The 17,714-nt window shown below is 45.5% G+C and carries 14 protein-coding genes; 11 read left to right on the top strand and 3 right to left on the bottom strand.

All coding sequences use genetic code 11. The features are described 5' to 3' along the window. Nucleotide 1: 1 nt before the first annotated feature. Nucleotides 2–5,695: a pectinesterase family protein gene (locus tag MH144_RS05170; protein ID WP_239298069.1), complete on the top strand. Its 5,694-nt coding sequence runs from the start codon at nucleotides 2–4 to the stop codon at nucleotides 5,693–5,695. A 119-nt stretch (nucleotides 5,696–5,814) separates the two neighbouring features. Here MH144_RS05170 and MH144_RS05165 read toward each other — a convergent pair whose 3' ends face one another. Continuing rightward, nucleotides 5,815–6,369: a hypothetical protein gene (locus MH144_RS05165; protein ID WP_239298067.1), complete on the bottom strand. Its 555-nt coding sequence runs from the start codon at nucleotides 6,367–6,369 to the stop codon at nucleotides 5,815–5,817. A 129-nt stretch (nucleotides 6,370–6,498) separates the two neighbouring features. Beyond that, a complete protein-coding gene (locus MH144_RS05160; protein WP_239298065.1) occupies nucleotides 6,499–7,278 on the bottom strand; it encodes a DUF817 domain-containing protein in 780 nt (259 codons plus the stop codon). Nucleotides 7,279–7,539: 261 nt separating this feature from the next. Between MH144_RS05160 and MH144_RS05155 the strand changes: the two genes are divergently transcribed. The 8 genes from MH144_RS05155 (at nucleotide 7,540) to MH144_RS05120 (ending at nucleotide 14,277) form a co-directional block, all read left to right on the top strand. Continuing rightward, nucleotides 7,540–8,310 (top strand): outer membrane protein assembly factor BamE, encoded by a 771-nt coding sequence (locus MH144_RS05155; RefSeq protein WP_239298063.1) that lies wholly within the window; start codon nucleotides 7,540–7,542, stop codon nucleotides 8,308–8,310. 142 nt (nucleotides 8,311–8,452) lie between these two features. Next, nucleotides 8,453–8,629 (top strand): hypothetical protein, encoded by a 177-nt coding sequence (locus tag MH144_RS05150; protein WP_239298061.1) that lies wholly within the window; start codon nucleotides 8,453–8,455, stop codon nucleotides 8,627–8,629. A gap of 197 nt (nucleotides 8,630–8,826) precedes the next feature. After that, nucleotides 8,827–10,212 (top strand): MEDS domain-containing protein, encoded by a 1,386-nt coding sequence (locus MH144_RS05145; RefSeq protein WP_239298059.1) that lies wholly within the window; start codon nucleotides 8,827–8,829, stop codon nucleotides 10,210–10,212. Between the two features lie 161 nt (nucleotides 10,213–10,373). Next, entirely contained in the window at nucleotides 10,374–10,718 is a 345-nt protein-coding gene (locus MH144_RS05140; RefSeq protein WP_239298057.1) for a YojF family protein, read from the top strand. 23 nt (nucleotides 10,719–10,741) lie between these two features. Then, entirely contained in the window at nucleotides 10,742–11,416 is a 675-nt protein-coding gene (gene bshB2 / locus MH144_RS05135; RefSeq protein ID WP_239298055.1) for a bacillithiol biosynthesis deacetylase BshB2, read from the top strand. A gap of 176 nt (nucleotides 11,417–11,592) precedes the next feature. Next, nucleotides 11,593–12,024 carry a MarR family winged helix-turn-helix transcriptional regulator gene (locus tag MH144_RS05130; RefSeq protein WP_239298053.1) on the top strand — a complete coding sequence of 144 codons (432 nt, stop codon included), beginning with the start codon at nucleotides 11,593–11,595 and terminating at the stop codon, nucleotides 12,022–12,024. Between the two features lie 99 nt (nucleotides 12,025–12,123). After that, a complete protein-coding gene (locus MH144_RS05125) occupies nucleotides 12,124–13,209 on the top strand; it encodes a YhgE/Pip domain-containing protein (RefSeq protein ID WP_239298051.1) in 1,086 nt (361 codons plus the stop codon). A gap of 231 nt (nucleotides 13,210–13,440) precedes the next feature. Further along, nucleotides 13,441–14,277, top strand: coding sequence for an alpha/beta fold hydrolase (locus tag MH144_RS05120; protein WP_239298049.1), 837 nt, complete (start codon nucleotides 13,441–13,443; stop codon nucleotides 14,275–14,277). 94 nt (nucleotides 14,278–14,371) lie between these two features. Here the strand turns inward: MH144_RS05120 and metE are convergent, their stop codons facing one another. Beyond that, the gene (gene metE / locus MH144_RS05115) at nucleotides 14,372–16,666 is read right to left on the bottom strand and encodes a 5-methyltetrahydropteroyltriglutamate--homocysteine S-methyltransferase (protein ID WP_239298047.1); all 2,295 of its coding nucleotides are present in this window, start codon (nucleotides 16,664–16,666) and stop codon (nucleotides 14,372–14,374) included. Nucleotides 16,667–16,895: 229 nt separating this feature from the next. Here metE and MH144_RS05110 point away from each other — a divergent pair, with 229 nt between their 5' ends. Both MH144_RS05110 and MH144_RS05105 read left to right on the top strand, forming a co-directional pair. Beyond that, complete coding sequence (locus MH144_RS05110) at nucleotides 16,896–17,045, top strand: hypothetical protein (RefSeq protein ID WP_239298045.1); 150 nt, start codon at nucleotides 16,896–16,898, stop codon at nucleotides 17,043–17,045. A gap of 14 nt (nucleotides 17,046–17,059) precedes the next feature. Beyond that, complete coding sequence (locus tag MH144_RS05105; protein ID WP_239298043.1) at nucleotides 17,060–17,533, top strand: GNAT family N-acetyltransferase; 474 nt, start codon at nucleotides 17,060–17,062, stop codon at nucleotides 17,531–17,533. Nucleotides 17,534–17,714 lie beyond the last annotated feature (181 nt).

The following is a 17,714-nucleotide window of genomic DNA, read 5'->3' as shown; positions in this document are numbered from 1 at the left end:
ATTGAAAAGGATTGTGTCGCTCATCTTGATCGTATCGATGCTGTTCAGTGTTTTGCCGGGAATGGCTGCTGCGGAAGAAACAGGAGATTCAGGTATGCTGCCTGCTTTTCCTGGAGCTGAAGGCGGTGGGATGTATACGACTGGCGGCAGGGGAGGTTCAGTTTACGAAGTAACTACCCTGGCTGACTCGGGCCCCGGCTCTCTTCGCGAAGCCGTTCGTCAAAATGATACAACTGTCGTATTCAAAGTGGGTGGAACCATTCATCTGGAAGCTCCTCTGGTTATATCAGGTTCCAATCTTACCCTGGCTGGGCAGACTGCGCCTGGAGAAGGGATCACCGTCTCCGATTATTGGACCACATTTCAGGCAGATAACATTATCGTAAGACATATGCGTTTCAGGCTTGGAGACAAACACCCAAGTGAGGATGATGTATTTGGCGGGCGATATCATAAAAACATCATCATCGATCACTGTTCTTTCACCTGGTCTGTGGATGAAGTCCTTAGCATGTATGTAAACGAAAATACAACCGTACAGTGGTCCGTCATTGCCGAGAGCATGCTGATGACGACTCACCAAAAGGGCAGGCATGGATATGCCGGCATTTGGGGCGGAAACAACACCTCATTCCATCATAATATCATCGCCCACAATGTAAGCCGTAACCCGAGATTTGCCGGGTCTCCCGGATTTAATACTGAATCATACAACAATGTCGTATACAACTGGGGGTTTTTCTCTGCTTATGGTGGTGAGGAAGGCAACTACAATTTGATGAACAATTATTACAAATACGGCCCCAATACGTATCGTTCCGTACGGGATCAGCTTTTCCTTGATGTAAGTGCCAATACCCGTCTCCATGTTAGCGGCAATATAGTGGACGGATATCCCGAGATTACTGCGGATAACTGGCTTGGGGTCGGGACTCTGGCGAATCCGGAATCGAAGCTTGAATCTCCGGTTATCATGACCAACCCGTCACCAATGGATGATGCAGAAACGGCGTATGATCGTGTCCTTGCCGAAGCTGGAGCTGTCCTGCCGAGAAGGGATGCGATTGATGCAAGAATCGTTAATGATGTTAAAAACCGTTCCGGTCAGCATATCAATTCCCAAAAAGAAGTGGGAGGATATGTGGAGTTTGAAGAAGTATTATCCACACTGGCAGATGATGATCATGACGGAATGCCGAATGATTGGGAAATCGCTCAAGGGTTGAACCCAAACGATGCCTCTGACCGAAATGAAATTCATGAATCGGGATATACCCATCTTGAAATGTATCTGAACAGCATAACAGGTAATGGGTCAGCGAACCCTGTAACTTCGATTGATTCTCCTGCCAACCATACGATTGCAACAGAGGGGTCTTCCATCGAAATTGTGGCCTCGGCCTCTGATCCGGATGGCACAATCTCCAAGGTGGAATTTTATCAAAATGATATTAAGTTGGGCGAAGATGATACGCCTCCATATGCTTTGAGCTGGGACAATGTAAAAGATGGTACACATTATCTCACGGTTCGAGCTATTGACGATACGGGAACAGCAACCCAATCGAATAATGTCACCGTACATGTGAATAAGGAAGGCAGTATTGCACCATGGGCTTCAACAGACATTGGAGCACCTGGCGTTGCCGGCCATACACAGCTTGGTGCATTAGAAACGGATGTAACTGTAAAATCATCAGGTGACATTGCCGGCACTTCGGATCATTTTCACTATGCCTACCAGACGCTGGAGGGGAATGGTGAGATCGTTGCTAGAGTCGATCACGTAACAGCCACGGATGATGGAGCAGAAGCAGGTGTAATGATCCGCGAGAGTCTGGACGCTTCCTCTCCATTTGTCGCCTTAATGGCGTCCTATGTCAAAGGCGGGCAAAAGGCGATTCATTTAACGCGTGAAACCGAAGGGGCGGATGTCTCCGTTCAGGAACCAGAGACGTTCATCACGCTCCCTTACTGGGTGAAGCTGGTGAGGCTCGGTGATCAAGTTACATCTCTCGTCTCCAAAGACGGAGCAGACTGGTCCGTTTTGAATGCTGTAGGTTTCCCCGTGAACAGCACCGTTTACGTCGGACTTGCGGCGGATGCTTCCAAACCGGACGACGAAGTAGATAAACTGAATACATCTGTATTCTCTGGTGCAGCTGTTCAGCAGCTGGATGCAGATTTCCCTGTAGCTCCGACCCAACTAAGAGCAGAAGCAGGACCCAAATCGGTCACATTATCCTGGGATGAGGTGAACAATGCTGTCTCGTATTCTGTTTTTCGTGCGGAAATTTCCGGAGGGCCTTACACGGAGCTCCAGAGCGGAATAACATCTGCTTCATATACGGATCCGGACCTGACTGTCGGGAAGACGTACTATTACGTCGTGAGAGCAGTAAATGACAAAGGAACGAGCTTCTCCTCGGAAGAAGCGCACGCCGTTCCCGAAGGTGAGCTTGAAACCATCGAATATATTCATGATGACTATGAAGGACTTGAGGTTAACCAAACACCACCCGGGTATGTCGTGCTCCCTGATCCTCAAGATGCGGACCATCGGGTTGAGGTGGCGGAAGTACCTTCTGGAACCACCGGTAATACGTCGACAAAGTCTTTAAAACTGTATGATAATGCCCCAGGCACTACACAATTTACACGTGCATTTCAACCTCAGCTCGGCAGCTTTGTATTGGAAACGGATCTTATGTCACCTTCCTGGCCTGGAACAGCTTATGTATTGCAGCTGCAGAATAACGCAGGAACCCGCACGCCTCTTTCGATTGAAATTCGTAAACCGGCTGCTCCCACAGCGGAAGACACCTATACGCTGGTTTATAAGAAAGACGGCGTGGATCATAAATTGTTAGACGCCCCTGCAAACAATCAATGGTACAACCTGAAGATTACTGGCAATGTAGCTATGCAAAAAGCGGATATCTATATCGACAATGTACGAGTAGCGGATAACATTCCGTTTCAGGCGGATGTGCTCACCGATGGAATTGGTCGCATTCTGGCCAAAACCCCTGGTACAGGAAAAGGCACAATATATTATGATAACCTTCGTCTCTACGTTGAACCTGTGGCAGCACCTAAAGGACTCACTGCACAGCCCGGAAACGGAATGGTTAGACTCAACTGGGACGAAGCCGAAGGAGCATCAACTTACAATATCAAACGAAGCACAGGGGGAGAGTCAGCTTACGAACCAATTGCTTCTGAAGTCGCAGACACCAGCTATATTGACGACACTGTTGTAAATGGTACAACATACCATTATGTCGTCACTGCACTGGGTGCTTCAGGAGAAAGCGGACCCTCCAACCAAGTGGAAGTCACACCTTCAGAGGATGCCGTGAAACCCGAAGCTCCAGAGCAACTGGAGGGGAAATCCAGAGATGCACAGGCAGAATTGGCATGGCAGCCCATCGAACAGGCGAGTCACTACACGGTTAAACGCAGCGTTCAGGCAGAAGGCCCATTTACTTCTGTAGCGGCGAAACTGACGCAGCCTTCCTTCCGGGATGGTGGACTGGATAATGGAGTCACCTATTATTATGTCGTTTCGGCAACTGGCATTGGTGGTGAAGGAGCAGATTCAGCGCCTGTTGCGGTTACACCGTCCAGAGCGTTGTCTACACCTGAGCCTGTCGTAAAACCCCAGCCGAATTCAATCGAGGTGGAGTGGCAACCGATTGAGGGAGCGGCAACCTATCAGATCAAGCGCTCCAATGATTTAAACGGAACGTATGAAGTGGTAGCTGAAGCCCAGTCCCAAATTTCATACACAGATACAGGGCTCACGAACGGTGTGTCTTACTATTACAAAATTATTGCTATAAGCGGAGATACGCATAGTCTCGAGTCTGCCCCTACAGGAGCAAGACCGTCCGCTGATGACGGAACCCTCATGTCTCCAACAGGATTACATGCAGAGCCGGAAGATGGTGGAATCACTTTAACCTGGGAAGACGTACAGGGAGCAGACAGCTATGCTGTAAAACGTAGTGATTCCCCCGCTGGGTCTTACGTATCGGTTGCTGCCGAGGTGACCGAAACATCTTATACCGATTCGGGCCTAACCAACGGGAAGACATACTATTATTTGGTGACAGCAAATAACGACGCAGGAGAGGGGATGTCATCTGTTTCAGTATTTGAAACCCCGGCAGTCACTTTAACCGTCGCTTCCGATGGTAGTGCAGAATTCGAGCGAGTACAGGAAGCCATTGATGCAAGTCCTGACAATGCGACTATACCTACCATTATCCGAATCAAAGATGGAGTCTATCGTGAAAAATTAAATGTGCCATCGAGTAAAATCCACCTGCGTATGATTGGAGAGAGCCGTGAAGGGACCATTTTGGTCTATGGGGATTCGGCTAGCACACTAGACGGGAATGGCAATCCGCTAGGTACATCGAACAGCTACAGCTTCAGGATTCAAACGAATGACTTTACAGCTGAACATCTGACAATACAGAATGATGCGGGTGATCATGCCGGGCAAGCGGTAGCGCTATTGGCACGTGGGGATCGGCTTGTGTTTCGGGATGTCAGTCTGAAAGGCTGGCAGGATACGTTATATGTCAATGACGGCAGACAATACTATGTTGACAGTTACATCGAAGGCGATGTCGACTTCATATTTGGTAATGCCGCTGCTCTCTTTGAGAACAGCATCATCCATAGTCTAAGTAACGGGTATGTGACTGCGGCCTCCACAGCCGAAGGCAAGCCAGGGTATGTTTTTCTAAACAGTCGAATTACTGCCGAATCTGGACTGACAGGCAATGTGGCTCTTGGCAGACCGTGGCGGCCGAACGCGAGTGTTGTCTACATTAACAGTTATTTGGATGATCATATCAGTCCTGCAGGTTGGAATAATTGGAGCAACGCTGATAATGAAAAGACCGCCCGTTTCGCTGAATATGCCAGTTATGGACCCGGTGCCAATGCCAAAGGAAGAAGTAACTGGTCCACTCAGTTGACTGCGGAAGAAGCGGGACAATACCTTCCGGCTAAGCATTTTGCAGGATCTGATGCATGGAATCCATCGTTAGATGTTTCATTGGTTCATGCGAATCGGGATCTGGCCAGTTTAGACGTCAATGGTAAACCTCTATCAGGATTTAACTCGTCTCAGAAAAACTATGAGGTTGAAGTTAAAGCTGGCAGCGCCCTGCCTCTTGTTTCAGCCGATGCTGTATCCGGCAGATCTGTTGTTGAAGTGAAGCAAGCTGCGGCTGTACCGGGTAAGGCTGTGGTGAAGGTTACGGGGCAGGACGGTGGCGTGAAATCCTATAGCATCAACTTCTCGGCGGAAACCGTTAGAGATACCACGGCACCGGTGCTGAGGCTTAAAGTGAATAAACCGGTTCTGAAAGAAAATGCAAACAAAATGGAGACCATCCGTGTTACAGCCGATGCCACCGATCAAGGAACAGGGGTAGCCTCTGTCAAACTTATATCCATTACAAGCAACCAACCAGATAAAGGCAAGGGAAATGGAAACAAATCACCTGACATTCAGGGAGCAGTGTACGGCACTCCTGATTTTGAGTTTAAGCTTCGTGCCGAACGTACTGGAAAAGGTAAAGGTCAGGATCGTGTCTACACGATTACTTATGAGGCAGCAGATCGAGCAGGAAACACATCGCGATCATCGGTTAAAGTCGTTGTAAAAAAGTAAACCATGCTAAATTGACCTGGAGCGGTCTGAGTAAGTAGAACTTAAAGAGTAATTTTAGAAGAAAAAGAATTATATCAGTCACCAAAAAGGACGCCAGCATTGGCGCCCTTTTTGTGATGTTATTGAGGAATAAGCTTCAAGAAAGCCTTGTTATCAAAATCGTCAGCTTGTATTAGCCATGTACCATCTTTTTTTATAAGGGAAAGTCGTCCTTCCAATGGAACACGTTCCAGATTTCCGTTTTGCTGATCCAACACCAGATCCATCGTGTAGTCCAGATCGACGTAATTTTCGAGCTCCTGATACACAGTGAACTTCATATTTTCTGGTTGAAGTGAGGCCTGTTGAATCTGTGCTGCCTTCAATGCCAGCAATACGTAACTATAATTCACTGGTTTATCCTCATAACGTTCAGCATAGTAAGGCTCCATCTCGGCATACCTCTCCAGCACAACATCTTCAGGTAAGGGCGATTCCGGGACCTCGTCGATGGTATATTCTTTTGTCTTAAAGACTTCCGCTGCAATGGTGGCTTCTTGTGTAGGTGTAAGAATCGTATTTTCATTAGGTATGGATTGCTCGGTTTCGTTTGTTGCCTCGGTTTGAAGACACCCGGTCATCATTATAATGATAGACAATAACATCAACCCAAAGAGCCAAGAATGTCGCTTCATCCGTCAAAATCCCCTTTCGATTAGAATGACTATCCTTCTTATACGTTTCAGACGGGGATGAGGCTCCTAATTTTTGCTAAAGGAGTAGTTGTTGGACGGTTAGATCATTTCTAATGTTAGTCTTAATACTTAGTCGGGCTCAATGTTAGTTCGATTGGCTTTGACATATTTAAGCTGAGCGACAATGATGACGCTAATGATCACAAGCAGGAACCATGAGCTGATTTTGCTAAAACTAACCAATTGCCAGGCATCGTGCTGGTCAGGGTATTTCCAGCCATTAAAGAATGTAGCAATATTCTCTGCAGCCCAGATGAAGAAACCTACAATGACAAAAGCAAGCGATAAAGGCATGCGATATGTCTTGGTTCGTACCCGGTAGATGATCCATGTTTTCCAAAAAACGATGAAGACCAGAGCCGTGAGCCACCAACGAAAATCAGGAATGAAATGGTGGGTGAAGAAGTTGAGATAGATGGCTCCTCCGAGCAGAAAGGAGGGTGCAAAACCGGGCCAGCCTGTCATGTCCATGCGTAACCTGCGCCAGATCTGACACATAAAGCTTGCCACACTCGCATACATGAACCCGCTATACAGCGGCACTCCAAATACTTTGGTGAATCCAGGCTCAGGATATGACCATGAACCCATGCTTACTTTGTACAGTTCAAGTACCAGTCCAATAATATGAAACACACATATGACTTTAATTTCATCCCGGGTCTCCAACCCACTACGGTACATGAGATACTGGACGCCAAGCAAGATCAGGAGAATGGCATCATAGCGATGAAAGAATGGAACCTCGATCACGCTGGTGATGGCTAAGGTTCCGAAGATGGCCACAGGGAAAATGCAGCTCATCGCCTGATGATAGCCAAAATGCAACAATTGAATAAAAGCTTTCAAATCGTGGGTTCTCCTTCCGGTGCCTTGTTTTAATAATGATGTAGAATTCATGTTTGTCTTTTATACGTACATATGTAGAGCTACCGTTAATCATACAGAGACGAAACAGAAGAAAAAAGAGAAATTAAATAATGAATATCTTCGTGTTTTCGTATAGGCATATACGTGTCAAAATACCTAAAATGGTTTAAATTTATATACAAAAGTTGCTTCATGAGAGAAAATTAGGATTTCTACATATGAGAGAGAGGAAGATTAGGTTTGAAGAAATGGCATTACACTTTATTAACATTCATGCTTTTCGGGTTTCTTGTTGCTTGTGGAGGGCAGAAGGGGGTAACCCCGGAAGTGTACAAACAGATTCAGGAAGGCATGAGCCAGCCCGAAGTAGAAGAACTGGCGGGTCAGCCCGCTAAGAAAGAAACCAATAATCCCTATGATGTATGGATCTATGATGGACAAGATGGAATTGAACGCAGCGCAACGGTGCGAATTGAATTTTCCAAAGAGGGTCAGGTTCTGTTTAAATCTCAGAAAAAGCTGTTTGAGGCACCCAAGGCCGAAGAGAAAAAGTACAATCCGGAAGGAGAACTGAAGGAGTTCATCACCGCATTTAACAACCTTGTCAGTCAAAATGAAGACGTAGGGTTCCTTCAGCCGATCTCGACGGAAGGCCTGGATTTCAAGAGAACAACCTTTTACGATGGACAAGGCACGGTCATTACGGTATCCGATCCAGCAATGATCAATGATGCCAATCAATATTCGAACAAGATACATTTTGAAATTGAAGAGGATGGGACTTTAAACGAGATCTATTACATTGGTGCGGATCTAGAATATCCTGTTCTCGTGTTACATGCGCTGAACGTTAGTGAGGAAACCATGGATGAAATCCTGACAAGTTATAAGGACATTGATGTGGAGACCCTGGAAAGTAAAAGCTTTAACTTTAATGAAGGGCCTTACTCCATTTCCATAAAGAATGGATCACCTAAAACTTTAATTGTTACCAAGAATGATAGTAATTAAATATGTGTCCAGCGTACTGTCAGACCTGACAACTATTGTTGTCAGGATTTTTGTTATTTTATAAAACTTAGGTGATCTCTCAAGCCTTAAACCGTAGGTGCCCAAACAGATTCCTCAGGATACAAAAGAAATGCTCCATTCCATGGACAAAGAGCTGAGAGCGCTGGACGATACCCTGCAAGAATTTAAGGGAAAGGCTATTTACGCTATCGAATGGGGAGAGTTTTCAACCAAAGAGCAGATTAAGGATTTTACTCAGAGAGCCATTAAGCCTCATTTAGAGAAGCTGATTAAAATGAAGAGAGAGTTTGGAGAATAATCCAAGTTATATCACTGAAACACGTATAATGTTCCATAAGGAAAAATAGATGCCAAGATAGATTTCGTTATAAGTCGCCACTATGGCGGCCTTTTTCGTTTACTTCGGCAGTTCCGTATTTTTCCTATAATAGAAGTGACGTATGAATCTTTATCCCTTATAGTAGAAAATAAAAGCAAGATCCGAGGAGTCCTTATATGAACAAACAAGCAGTACCGTTAAACTCGTTGACCAGCGTCACGGACGGAGGCCATATCATTTACTTGTTCGAGGATTTCGATCGTTATGTTGATAATGCGGTATCATATATTCTAACGGGTATAGACCAAGGTCATCACATCTTATTGATAGAAGAAGCAGACACATATCATCATATTTATAATAAGCTCAACGATGCTATTTCCGGTGACCAGCTTAGGTACCTTCATTACGCAAACAACGTGGATTATTACGGATCACGGGGGGATTTTAGTTTTCAGCATATTCTCACTCATTTTCATCAGGTAATGGGGAATGTACAAGAGAATAACATGTCCATTCGTACGTGGGCCAATGTAATGACGTGGGGGGAGCATAACGAAGACAAGATCCAGGGAAATTTGGTCAATTATGAGCGACAAACATGCGGCGTAGTTCGTGAATACGGGATGGTATCTGTCTGCGCATATAATGCAGCCGCCATCTCTTCATCTTTGCAGCTTAAGATGATGAGAGAGCATGAGTATATGATGACTGACACGGAATTTGTGAAATCACCTTTATATAGTCATCTACTTTCGGAGGAGGTCGTATTCCCTTCACTATCAGTACAGAGAAGATTGCTTAACGAACAGAAGCATCTCTTGATCGAGAAGGAAGCCATGGAAATAGCCAACCAGGTGAAGAGTGAGTTTATTACCACCATGAATCACGAGATTCGGACCCCGATGAATGGCGTGCTGGGAATCACGGATCTGTTGGCTGCAACCGATCTTACCGATAAACAGAAGGAATATGTCGCCACACTGCAAAAAAGTGGGAAGTCTCTACTTCGCATCGTCAATGATATTCTGGATTATAGCAAATTGGATTCGAATCATGAACAGCTCCTGAAGGAAGCCTTTAGTGTCAGGGAAGCCGTAACGGAGACGCTGGATATTCTTCATGTTGGAATTCTGAATAAGAAACTGCAAGTCAACGTATCCATTGATCCGGATATTCCAGAGATTCTAATCGGAGATGATGGGAGATTCAGACAGGTGATTCTAAATTTGTTGGGAAACGCAGTGAAATTTACGGATGAAGGTGACATTGCCTTGGAGGCCAAACGGCTCTCCACAGATGCTGGTAAGGTCCGGCTTCAATTTAGGATCAGGGATACAGGGATCGGAATTCCTCAGGATAAACGGAATCAGTTGTTTATACCATTTCACCGAGTTGACAACAGCGTTACACGCCGGACAGAAGGTACAGGCCTTGGATTAGCGATATGTCATCGGATTGTACAGTTAATGAATGGTGACATTGCTATTGAAGCGGAAGATCCGACTGTGCGCGGGACCGCAATTACATTCACTGCGGAATTTGGTACGTATACAGCATAAGGAGTGCAATAAACCTATTTACTTAGAGGCTCATTTAGAGGACATATTAGTGCTCACCGATGTAATGTAAGCGGTCAGGTGATTACGAATTGTTAATTCTCCATGGACATATGGTAAAATGGATTAAGTATTTATCTTTCAGACCACATAAGGAGATCACTATGCAACTTATACAACCTCAAGATGTCCAAGCCCGGCTCAATGCTTTCATTGATCAGGATCTATACTTACACCTCGAAATGACAACAGGTGCGTATGCGAATCATTATGATAGTACTCGTCACCCTGCGTCGGCTTTCATTTCCAATGCGGCCATTCGATACACACAGGGATCAATTTCAGGCACGAACCCATACCGGGTTGGTTTAAAAACGACGACGGGTTGGGTTTATGCGGAAGGCCTTACCCATATTGATGAGAATGAAAAGGATCGACTGATTTTGGCTGGTCATGACAGCCAAGGAAAATTGGTTGTAGCCTTTCAACTTAGTCGGGAGAGTTTCTGATGGAAGCGGAGGATCGAAACAGCATGAACAATAAACCATACGAAAATGAACGCATTTTAGTGATATATCCCCACCCTGACGACGAGGCTTTTTCCGTTGCTGGAACGCTCGCAAAATATATTGATGGCGGTGCGTACGTTACCTATGCTTGCCTGACCTTAGGCGAGATGGGACGCAATATGGGCATTCCGCCATTTGCGAACAGGGTCACTCTGCCTGCCATCCGCAAGGTGGAGCTCGAAGAGTCCGCTCAGGCGATTGGTATTCAGGACTTGAGAATGCTTGGTTTTCACGACAAGATGATCGAATTCGAGGACGCTCATCTGCTCGATAGCCGCATCATGGATTTGATAGAGGAGCTTAAACCCACCATCGTCTTTACCTTCTATCCAGGCTACAGTGTGCATCCCGACCATGATGCTACCGGTGCCGCAGTCATACGGACTATTTCCCGGCTAGCGGCAGAAGAGAGACCAATCGTATATTGTGTAGCTTTCTCCAAAAATCATGAGCAGGCCATCGGAAAGGCAGATGTACATGTCGATGTGAGGGGATATCTGGAGCAAAAAATGGGAGCCATTCAGGCTCACCGTTCGCAATTTCAGGCTGCAGAGCTTGTCGGCAACCGGAAATTGGATGATGAAGAAATCCAGCGCAGATTCGGCAGAGAAGCATTCTGGACGTATCGCTTCGAGTAAAATGGCTTACCCTATAAACGAAAGAACAGCTGAGCCGCCAACATGGCGGCTTTTTTATTTTTAACCGAGAAGGACATACGGCTCAGAAACATTAGATTGACAAAGGTTCAAATTAGGGATATTCTTCTTAAAGAATATTAATAGGCTATGCTAGTATTTCAGGGAGGGCTTACCTGATGTCAACTCATCAAGAGAAAGATCCCATTGGATTGTTACTATCCAGAACGTACTTTGTCCACAAAAAAAGAGTTACCCATCTACTGCAGGATTACGGCATAACACCTGAACAATATGGGATGCTCGAACAATTGTATCAGAACGAAGGCATTACACAGAAGAAGTTATCCGAACTCCACGGTAAAGATCAAACGAGTGTCGGCAAGACATTGGAACGATTGGAACATAAGGATCTTATTATTCGAAGCACCGATCCTGTTGATCGGCGTGCCATCCTGCTGCGGCTTTCCGAGGAAGGGAAAGAGCTATATTTACAGGTAGTACCTCTGATGAATGATATGGATCAGTCATTAAGGGAATTAATTACCCCGGAAGGAGCAGAACAACTTGCCGTACTGCTCAACAAAATTTATAAAGGAATCTCCAGCTGATTCGTCAGCTGACTTTTTTTGCAGAGATACATGCATGGCCTATTATATGCTAGCCTATTAATTTGCAACTGGAGCTATATCCAAGAAGGAGAGAAATTCATGTCTGTTTTTTCAGTATTAAAAGATTTTTTGAAGATTCTACAAACCAAGATCGGATTGGTCTTTGCTTTGGTCGTTCCACTGATATTCACCATTGTCTGGTTAACGGGATACAACGGAGCAACTGAACGAGTGGACCAGCTTAAAATAGGTATTATTAACTCGGACGGAGCGAATGGACAGAAAATCGAAAAGATCATTCAGGAAACAGTCCCTTTCAAAACAGAGAACTATGCATCTCTTGAGGAAGCTGAGCAAGTCATGAATGATGGGGATATTGGCATGATCGTAAGCATTCCTGCCGAGTTCGCTGCGAACCTGGACCAAGGGGAAGGGCAATTAACGTATTATGTCAATCAGGCAGCTTCGGAAGTTTCCAGATCCATATTGGAAGGGTCGGCTGAAGGTATATCTACCAGCGTAGGCGTTCAGCTATCAGGGAACGTTCAAAAAGAAGTGGTCACGACAAATGTGGTTAAGTCTAACAACATCACCAATTTTGCACTCAGCATGCTGCCCATGATCCTTGGTTTTATCACATATATCGCAGTGATGACCATGAATATTCAATTGAATCTGTCGACGATGATCCTTAGCCGCAAATACGACCGATGGAAAATTTTCTGGGCCAGACAGCTTCTTTTACTGATGGTGTGTATTGTAGCGCCGCTCATTATTACGACAGTAGCCATGTTGTTTGTTACCCCTGTCGCTTCCTTCTGGGAAATGTGGGGATTCCATATTCTCGTATACATCGCCTGCGTATGTCTGACTCAAATGTCATTTGTATTATTTGGTGGATTAGGAGCTCTGTTTAACGTAGCCATGATTCCTTTCCAGCTCATGACAGCAGGCAACATAATTGCAACTGAAATGCTCACGCCGTTCTATCGACACATCGGAGATTTTCTGCCTGCATCCAACGCTGTACGGGGGTATGTCCGACTCATCTATAGCGGAGCGCCAGTGACTTCAGTCGTGATTAATCTTCTTTTAATTGCACTGGTTACATGGGGGATAACCTGTGTACGTGTGGCTTTGCATAGAGCGCCAGCACCTGGCGTAGCAACCACTAACGCTCATTAAATATGACAAGCATCATATAAGCACAGAAATAGAAATATGTTTGCACTATAAGTCGCCTACAAGGCGGCTTTTTTGCTGATAGAATGACTGTCATTTCAATGATTATTCGATGTATTCAGTTCCAATGGCATACCCTATTTAATTCTTGGGTACGATTGACAATCAACGTTTGCATATGTAACATTTAAATAGTAACAAACAAAAATATAATAACTAACGGAGGGATTTTCCTTGGCTAAAGTAAATGTAGGCGAAGAGAATGCACAACCAATTGAACTGTATTATGAAGATCTTGGCGCGGGAAAACCCATCATCCTTATTCATGGATGGCCTTTGAGCGGACGATCCTGGGAGAAGCAAGTACCTGCCCTAATCGAAGCAGGCTACCGTGTTATTACGTATGACCGTCGTGGCTTTGGTCAGTCTTCCCAACCTTGGGATGGTTATGACTATGATACCTTTGCTTCGGATTTACATAAATTGATTCTGCACCTTGATCTGCGCGATGTTACACTGGTAGGGTTCTCCATGGGAGGCGGCGAGGTAGCTCGCTATGTCGGAACTTACGGAACCGAACGTGTTTCCAAAGCTGTATTTGCGGGAGCAGTTCCTCCTTATCTCTATATAACTGAAGACAACCCTCAAGGTGGATTGGATGATGCAACGATTGCAGAATTTCAAAACGGCGTAAAAGGGGATCGTCTCGCATTCCTGGATGGTTTCACAACTAACTTTTTCGCTGCAGGAGATCGTACGGACCTCGTGAGCGAACCGTTCCGTATCTATAACCGGGATATTGCAGCTCTGGCTTCCCCTAAAGGAACTTTAGATTGTATTGCTGCCTTTGCCCTTACCGATTTCCGTCAGGACTTGGAGAAATTCAATATTCCGACACTGGTTATCCATGGTGATTCAGATGCCATTGTTCCGCTGGAAGTGAGTGGACAACGTACTCATGAATCGATCCCAGGCAGCCGTCTGGTGGTTGTAGAAGGTGGACCACACGGATTTAATGCGACCCACCCTGAACAATTTAATGAAGCATTGATTGATTTTTTACAGGGTTAAGGTTAACTGGACTGAAGACTTCTGAAAAAAGCAAGAAATGAAAAAGAGCAGGACACCCCATATGAAGGAGGGGCGTTCTGCTCTTTATTTAATTTTAAACTGTTTTGATGGCATGATGTTGTTCACGAGCAATTTGGGTCGCCTCAACCATGTTGCGCAAGGAAGCAACCGTTTCTTCACGTCCGCGGGTTTTCAGGCCGCAATCGGGATTAATCCAGAACAGCTTGGGATCCAGCACACGCAAGGCACGCTCAATCATGGTTGTCATTTCTTCCACGCTCGGGATACGAGGACTATGGATATCGTACACACCCAGGCCTATGCCGAGTTTGTACGTGTTTAATTCAAAGCTGTGAATGAGCTCGCCGTGACTTCGTGATGTTTCTATGGAGATGACATCAGCATCCATGGCTTCAATAGAATCGATCATGTCATGGAATTCACAGTAACACATGTGGGTATGAATTTGAGTTGTTTCTTGTACCGTACATGTGGAGATGCGGAATGCTTTGACCGCCCAAGCCAGATAATCAGCTTGCTCATTTTGTTTGAGTGGAAGGCCTTCACGAACAGCAGGTTCATCCACCTGAATCATACCAATACCCGCCTGTTCAAGTGCTTCCACTTCCTGTCTGAGCGCATAGGCCAGCTGATAAGCAATGTGCTCGCGCGGAATATCATCCCGGACAAACGACCAGTTCATAATGGTTATGGGTCCGGTCAGCATTCCTTTTACCGGATGTTGGGTCTTCGACTGAGCGTACTTGGTTTCTTCAACCGTCATTGCCTGAACAAAGGCTACGTCACCGAAAATGATCGGTGGTTTAACACACCGGGAACCGTAGGATTGTACCCAGCCATATTGAGTGAAGGCAAATCCTGCGAGTTTCTCACCGAAGAATTCCACCATATCCGTGCGTTCAAACTCCCCGTGCACGAGGACATCCAGTCCAATCTCTTCCTGAATTTGAATCCAGGCATCAATTTGTTCCTGAATAAATTGGGTATATTGTTCGTTGCTTAATTCACTCTTACGCCATAGTTGACGAGTTTTGCGTACCTCCGCAGATTGAGGGAAACTGCCAATCGTAGTTGTTGGAAAAAGAGGCAACTTCCATTTTTCCTGCTGAGCAATGTGACGTTTAGCGAACGGGAGCGAGCGCGAAGGCTCTTGCAAACGTATAGCTGCGACAGCCTGCTGCACGTCGATGCGATTACGTTCTTGTGACTGCTTAAGAGGCAGCAGCGCCTGATCTGCTTTATCAATCGCATGCAGAATGTCGGCATGTCTTGATGTGCATGCTTTTGTCAAAAGAGCTATTTCCTTCAGCTTCTCATCTGCAAAGGCGAGCGAGCTCTTGAGCGCAGGGTCGAGGTTGGACTCACGTTCTGTTGTAACAGGCACATGCAGCAGACTGCAAGACGATTGTACGATTATACGCTCGGGTGCAACCTGTTCGATCAGCTCATCAAGCAAAGACAGTTTCTCTTGAAGTGAAGCCTTCCAGATTCCACGACCGTCAATAATGCCTGCGCCCAAAACTTTATCAGCCGGGAAGCCTTTTGTCTTAATGGATTGCAGGTTGCCCGAGAGCCCATGGACGAAATCCAGTCCAATTCCTTGTACGGGAAGGGTAATGATGTCGCTATAATTATCTACGGATTCAAAGTAAGTTTGCAATAATATGTTTAAATTAGGGACTGCGTCTGCGAACGTCTTATAGATGTTCTGGAGCAATTGTAAGTCATCCTTGTTCAACTGGGTAACCAGAACGGGTTCATCAATCTGAACCCACTGAACACCTTCTTCAGCAAGTTCCTGAAGGACCTGTGTGTAGAGTGGCAGTAAACGTCCCAGCCAGGCTTCAGTCTCGGATTTGTCATACCCTTTGGAGAGCTTCAGAAAGGTTAATGGTCCGACGATGACCGGCTTGCCTTCAATCCCGAGCTTCTCTTTGGCTTCGCGGTAAGCGATCAGAGGTTTATTCTCAGTAAGTGCCGGAGTTACATCATTCAGCTCGGGGACAATGTAATGATAATTGGTGTTGAACCACTTCGTCATTTCGCTGGCTGCAGCATCCTTGGTGCCTCGTGCAATGCCGTAATACACGGACAAAGGAACGGCACCGCCGTCATATGTAAATCGTTTGGGAACAATCCCGAACATCACTGCTGTATCAAGAATGTGATCATAATAACTGAAGTCGTTGACTGGAATGAGATCGATTCCTTGATCATGCAGCTTGCGCAAATGGTTTAATCGGATCTCCTGCAAACGGGTGTGAAACGTGTCTTCATCCAGTTTGCCCGACCAGAAGGCTTCGAGTGCTTTTTTCCATTCCCGATCAGCGCCAATTCGCGGGTAACCCAATACACTGCTTTTTGTCATCTACATAACCCCTCTTCAAATGTGTTACAAAAAAGTTATCACAGATGTGAAGTTATAATGTAATTCCATTAAATTATATCTAGCTATAGCCTGAGACTATATCAGAAGAGAGGAGATTGGTGAAAAAGGAATTGGAGATTTAATCCATATGATATGATTACCTAAACGCATGCACAAAAATTGACTCTGATGAGGATAAGTCATTGATCTGAACAATTGGAGGGAAATGATGAACAAAGATCAAGAAACTCCCGAGATGATGAGAGAGCGACTGCAGCCACTTCCTTATACAAAAGATCTATCGATGGAACAATTGACGCTGCGTTCAACAGATGTTATTTTATACACATCCATAATACCAATAAAACCAATAGAGTAAAGGGGATTTGGCATATGTCGTTGGTTGTACAAGCGGCTGCTGAGGACGTACGCAGCGAGGATTCAGTACAGTTGATCCGGGAATTAAGCAGTGAGCTGGGCTTGTTATACGGCGGGGATGGAACCGCAGGCTTTCAACCATCGGACGTCGAAACGCCTCGTGCTGCTTTTATTGTAGCCAGACTGGATGGGCATCCGGTAGGGTGCGGTGCCATTAGGCCGCTGGATGATCAATCGGTTGAGGTTAAGCGTATGTATACAAGACCCGGTTATCGTCGTAAAGGCGTTGCTCAGGCCATACTTGCGGAAGCCGAGCGTATGGCTGCGGAATTCGGTTATACTAATCTGAAGCTTCAGACGGGGCCACTTCAGCCAGAAGCTGCAGCGCTATATGAAAGGGTAGGGTATTACAGCATTCCGATTTTCAGTGGCGACTGGGAAAGGGTTCTTGCCTTTCAGAAAGACCTGGTGCATCAGCGAGTGAATTGAATAAATATTGCTTATCCGAGTACAAAAAAATGCACATAAATAAAGCACCTTCAAGGCCTTTTAAGCTTGTCGTATGACAAGTGATGGCCAAGAAAGTGCTTTATTTTGGTTGGGAAACTAATAATAAATACAACAAACGTTGCGTATATAACGTACTTAATTAGTCCAGAAATGACGCAAT

Origin of the sequence: Paenibacillus sp. ACRRY, assembly GCF_022346995.1 — a bacterium.
GTDB lineage: Bacteria > Bacillota > Bacilli > Paenibacillales > Paenibacillaceae > Paenibacillus.
The sequence above is the reverse complement of the archived record's forward strand: the minus strand, read 5'-3'. Positions and strand labels throughout refer to the sequence as shown.